At 69.9% G+C, this 5,168-nt stretch carries 4 protein-coding genes and 2 pseudogenes; 2 read left to right on the top strand and 4 right to left on the bottom strand.

What is annotated here, in order from left to right; translation table 11 throughout:
* From GT354_RS02900 to GT354_RS02885, 4 genes and pseudogenes are all read right to left on the bottom strand, one after another.
* A partial coding sequence (locus GT354_RS02900) for an ATP-binding protein (RefSeq protein WP_161354561.1) occupies positions 1 to 762 on the bottom strand: 762 nt, incomplete at its 3' end.
* 68 nt (positions 763 to 830) lie between these two features.
* Positions 831 to 1,901 (bottom strand): annotated as a pseudogene (locus tag GT354_RS02895) (Mu transposase C-terminal domain-containing protein); the annotation flags it as partial.
* A 148-nt stretch (positions 1,902 to 2,049) separates the two neighbouring features.
* A complete protein-coding gene (locus GT354_RS02890) occupies positions 2,050 to 3,381 on the bottom strand; it encodes a caspase family protein (protein ID WP_161354560.1) in 1,332 nt (443 codons plus the stop codon).
* 2 nt (positions 3,382 to 3,383) lie between these two features.
* Positions 3,384 to 3,785: a hypothetical protein gene (locus tag GT354_RS02885; protein WP_237534321.1), complete on the bottom strand. Its 402-nt coding sequence runs from the start codon at positions 3,783 to 3,785 to the stop codon at positions 3,384 to 3,386.
* 893 nt (positions 3,786 to 4,678) lie between these two features.
* Between GT354_RS02885 and GT354_RS55620 the strand changes: the two genes are divergently transcribed.
* Together GT354_RS55620 and GT354_RS02880 are read left to right on the top strand one after the other, a co-directional pair.
* Positions 4,679 to 4,807, top strand: a complete 129-nt coding sequence (locus tag GT354_RS55620) for a hypothetical protein (protein WP_272923744.1) — start codon at positions 4,679 to 4,681, stop codon at positions 4,805 to 4,807.
* Between the two features lie 130 nt (positions 4,808 to 4,937).
* A pseudogene (locus tag GT354_RS02880) lies at positions 4,938 to 5,168 on the top strand (hypothetical protein); the annotation flags it as partial.

Raw genomic sequence — 5,168 nt, 5'->3', positions numbered from 1 at the left:
GATCTGTGCGTTCAGGTCGAGGGCGGCTTCCACGCCGGCGATCAACTCGGTGAACGGTTCGTGTTTCCCGAGCCGCGCGGGGAACGCCCCGCACTCGACGAGTGAGGCCCGTCCGGCGAGTTGCGCCCCGCGCACACCACTGAACAACGGTGTGGCGGTCACGTCGATGCCCGCGTACACGAACGTCGCCGCGATGCGTTCGGTGAGGTCTTTCAGCAGGTCGGCGGTCTCCGCGCCGGTGGTGGTACGCGGGTTGAGACGGTGGATCTCGTCGATGAGGACGAGGTGGACGCCGGCCCGGTTGTAGGTGTGGCAGACGGCTTCGGTGATCTGTGCCTGCGTCATGCGGGTGGTGACGGGCACGCCGAGGTAGCGGGCGAACTCGGCCGCGAGGGCTTTCGGGGTCGCGCCTGGCGGTACGAGGACGTACGCCACCGGTACCCAACCCTGCGCCATCCCGCCGCGTCGGGCCGCCTCCGCGAGGTGGCAGGCGCGTCCGACGTGGAGCACGGCGGTGGTCTTCCCGGCTGTCGCCGGCCCGGTGACGATGAGGGACGGCCGGGCTGTGGTCCGTTGGTGGCGGCCCAGGATCATCAGGGTGCGCACGCTGGTGGCGAGGGCGTCGATGGCCGGGGTACGGATGGTCACGAACGCGGAGTGGTAGGCCAGGCGTTCCTCCCGGCCGCGTGGCGGGGCACCGGGTTCGGGCGGCACCGGGGGCGCGGCGGTCGCGAAGTCCTGCCAACCCTGCCAGGTGGTCACCGGCCGGGACTGTTCCGTCGTGTCCGCACCGACGCCCTACGTGTGGTCGCCCGAGTGCGCATCGGGGCTCACCATTTCAGGACTTCCTCATGTGCGTCGTAGAGCCCAAGCCCCCTGTACGGCGGGGTGGGGGAGTCGGGATCGTCTTCGCCGGTGTCCGACCCCGGCAGCGGCGACTCGTCGAGGCCGTCGTCGAGTTCGTCGAGGCTGTCCCCGCCCGGCCGCCCGGGGAGCACGTCACCGAGGTCCTGTTCCCGCCCCTCGTGTGCGGAGCGTGCCGGTGGAGGAGTCCGGGTGGGGGTGCCGCGGGCCAGAAGGGCGTGTTCGACACGGGTGGCGTGTCCGGTCTGGGCGCGGCGCATGAGCTGGTCGAGGGCGTCGGCGTGGTCGGCTTCGTACCGGTCACGATCCGAGCGCAGAGCGGTGACGGTTCTGACGTACTGCCAGGTGCGGTCGTTGAACGGGTGGTGAGCGTGATCGCGGTGGATCCACGGGACCTCGCTGAGTTCCCCGTCGGGCAGGCGGATCCAGATCTGGCGGGCGTCGTGCGGGTTGTGGTGGACCTCCCACTTCCCGCCTCGGGCGACGATGCCGGAGGGCTGACCCCGGTACGGGCCCAGCACCTCGTGGTCGTATGCGCGGTGGTCGATGCGGATCCCGCGTTCGGTGACGGCCTGCCATCGCACCGGCAACAGTTCGAGGTGGTCGCTGCGGCTCAGCGGTACCGGTACGTATCCGGCGACCGCGACGAGCGCGGCCCACATCCGGTTCGGTGTCAGCGCGACTTTCGGCATCACCGGGTGGCGCAGCCCTTCGTGGGGGCGATGGTGCCAGTGCACGAGCCATTCGTCGAGCAGGTCCTGGAGTTGGGCGACGCCGAAGCACGCCTCATGCTCGGCGTCGGGGCCGCGGCGGCCGGCGTCGGAGCCGGTGTAGCCGGGAAGGTGTTGGCAGAACAGGGAGTTGATCGACCCGAAGGTGCGTTCCACGATGCCCTTGGCCGTCGGCGCGAACGGCGGGGCGGGCTGCACACTGAACCCGAGCATCTCGCACGCACCCGTGAACGCCCCCGACAGGAAGACCTTCCCCCGGTCCACGACGATCGTCTCCGGAACCACGACCGGCCGCGCCGCCGCGCCCCGCCCGGCGTGATTCCATCGCCGACCCGCTCCTCCGATCGACCAACCGGATCCGACCTGCTCGGGGATGTCTCCGTGGCAGGCAGGGTGGGGCCTGTGGTCGGGGAGGGCGGTTCCATGCCTCGCGGTCTCGCTTGCGGGTCGAGGGCTATCGGGAGTTGAGCCTGTCCTGGACGGTGATGTGGGGGGCCGCCTTGTAGACGGCCTCGGTGAAGTCCTTCCACTGGTACCGGGTGATCACGGGAAGAGGCGTGGATTCGACGAGGTCTCCGGCGGAGTCGTACAGCTTGAAGGTGGCGTGTTTGTCGGTGGACTTCCCGACTTGGTCGATCCTGCTGATCTCGGCCCAGTCGTAATCGCGGGATCGTCTGCCCTGGCGCACGCGCAGGAAATCGTCGGTGATCAACAGCGTCAGGGGCTTTCGGTGCAGTCGGACGTGATAGTGGAGTGAAAACATGCCGAGGGTGACGGTTGTCCACAGCATCGCGTGCCTCTCCGCGGGGCCCGACGTCGGGATCACCAGGGGCGGGACGAACAAGGCAAGGCCCATGCCGATCCCCGCGATGCCCACCCATCGGTGGTAGACGGGGTCCCAGAGGCGGTACCGGACTTTGTGGACGTCACGTTCGGACCGTGCCCGCTGCCCGGTTTCCTGCTCGGCCACCGGCGTCCGCGGTGCGGGCGGGGCGGGCCGCGAGCGGGGACTGTGCGGCCTCGCGGCCGCCTGCGGGAGGTGCTTGGGTCGTGGCAGCGTGCGCGGCGAAGTGCCCGGCCGCTTGGCGATGATCACCTCGCCCTCGCCGGCGAACCTTAACTGGGGAGCCAGGGACGTGTGCTCGGTCATCCAGCGGTGCACCTGCCGGTAGAGCTCGGCGACGGTGAGGTGGTGCCCCCCGGCTTCGGCGTGGCGCAGGCCGCGCACGAGTGCGGCGGTGAAGGGACTGGGCTGCCCCGGTGCCGCAGCGGCCCGTGCCAGTTGGGTGGATCTGTTGCTGGCGATGACGTAGCGGCCCCTGCCCGCGACCGAGCCGGCCAGGTCGGTGGCCGTTTTGAACGCGCCACTGTGACAGCAGTCGAGCACGATGACGACGGTCGCGGCGGCCGAGCCCTCGATCATGCTGTTGATCTCCGGGGCGCTCAGCGCGGTCGAGCGAAGACTGTCGACCAAGGTGTCCGCGGCACACAGGTACAGCCCGCCGCGTTCGTCGAGTTGTCCGTGGCCGCTGTAGTACAGCAGCAACACGTCGTCGCGTACCGCCCGGGAGAAGAACCCGTCCAGTTGTTCCCGCGTCCGGTGGACGCCGCTGTCGGACAAGGAGAGGACATCGTCGGGGCGGAACAGCCCGACCCTGCGGTCGGTCAACCCACGCCGGAGTTCCCCGATGTCGATCAGGGGCCCGTGCAGAGCGGGCAACGCATGGGAATCCCGGGGATAGTTGGCGTTTCCGATCAGCATCGCGTGATAGCGCCGCTCGACCATCCTCAGCCCCCCAGGCGCTTCCCCACACCCTCCGCCAGTGCCTGGAACGACACTTGGTCGAGGTTGTCTCCCGTGACCGTCACCGCCCGCCCGTTCCCGCTGTCGTCCGTCCAGGCAACGGTCAGGGTCCTTGTCTTGTCTCGCGCCAGCCATGCCCGAAAGCAGGCCACCACCGCGGTCAGGACACCGGACGAGCCCAGAGCCAGAGCCACGGTGTCCATGGTGCCCTTGACACCCGGTTCGGGGACGCCACGCCGGAATACGACCCCGGTCTCCTCGCGGAGTGCGTCGTACAGCGTGGACGCTTGGTCCAACCACCGCTGATCGTCCGGATCGAACTTCACGGTGCCGGGGGTGATCGTCACCTCGACGCCGGAGCCCATTCTCGTCCCCGTCTTGTCCATGGGTGGTGAGCGTAATGAGTACCGGAATTCATTGCAGGCGATCCGACAATCTTCCTCCCAACGTGTGTCCGCGCCTCACCCGTGTTGCCGATGCGCGCGTCGTCGTGGGATGCCCATGACACCCTGCGCACCCGTGATGTGCCAGGCGAGAGCGGCAGCGTCTGGTGCTCGGGGAAGAGGAGTTCTCATGCGGCGTTTGTGCGTTGGTCTGGCCGTTCTCGGCCCGGGCCGTCTCGCTCGCGGGTAAGGCCGGCCGGGCCGCGGCCCTCGCGGGCGACGATTCCGTGACGACGCAGGAGTGCCTCGACGGCGGTGGTTCCGTCACGCACTCGCAGGCGGTCTTCGTCCGGGTGGGCGTGCGTCGCAGGGTGGCGGTGGATTCAGACCCGGCACCTCGGCGGTGCCGAACACCACACCCGGACGGGCGACTACAAGGGCAACCCGGCACCGGGCGTCCCCGCGGACCCGGGCGGGCACCCTGTGGCCCGCGTGTCGACGACACCGTGAGGGTGCTCCGCCAGGCTCACCGGCGGAGCACCCTCACGGTGTCGGGGCAGCGAGTCTGTGGGCGTGGTGCGGCTGGGGAGGCTTCCGCCACAGGTTCGCCGACCCTTTCCACTTCGGGGCCGACGACCAGGGCTCCGCGGCGTTCACCGTCGTCTCGCCGGACACCGAGGGGCGACCGAGGCCCTGCGGCGCGCCGCGGCGGTGTTCGGACGTGTGATCGGCGACGGACGTGTGCTGTCCTGGGAGGAGATCGAGGACGACGTCGACCCCGACCACCCCCACGACGAGGACACGTGGCTGCACAGCGCCAACTACGTCTCCGACCCCGAGCCGACGCCCGCGGGACCCCACGTGTGGGTGGACACCAAGAACGTCCTGCCCGCCCCATGGGCGAGACCATGCTTCGCCTGCTCGTCGACGAACTCGTCGCCGCCCTCATCCCCGCGCACGTCATCTCCGGACACGGCGATCCCGAGGACCTGCCGAAGCCGCCCACGAACCTGACACCGCTGTAGCCCGATCGATCCCCGAGCCGGTGGGTCCACTGACGGGTTTTGGAACGCCGAGCCGAGACGACCCGTTGACCCCCCGGTACCCGACGCCGACGCGATCCCGCGCCCCGGGGCCTGCGGGGTGGATCCGTCGGTGGCCGCGGCGGGCTTCGCCCCCGGCCGGCGTGCCGACGTTCTTCGGGCGGGGCCGCGTTCGTTGTGGACCGAGGTGGAGAACACCTGGCGTTGGTGGGATCGGGTGGGCCGCCCGGAGGTGTTCAGCCACGACCGCAACGACCTCGGGATGAGCGCGATCCCGACCCTGGTCGCCTTCACCGAGGACCCCGACTACGTCCGCGCCCTGTACGGCGACGACCTGGTCGAC

Source organism: Streptomyces sp. SID3343, from assembly GCF_009865215.1.
Classification (GTDB): domain Bacteria; phylum Actinomycetota; class Actinomycetes; order Streptomycetales; family Streptomycetaceae; genus Embleya.
This window is presented reverse-complemented; position numbering and strand designations above follow the sequence as displayed.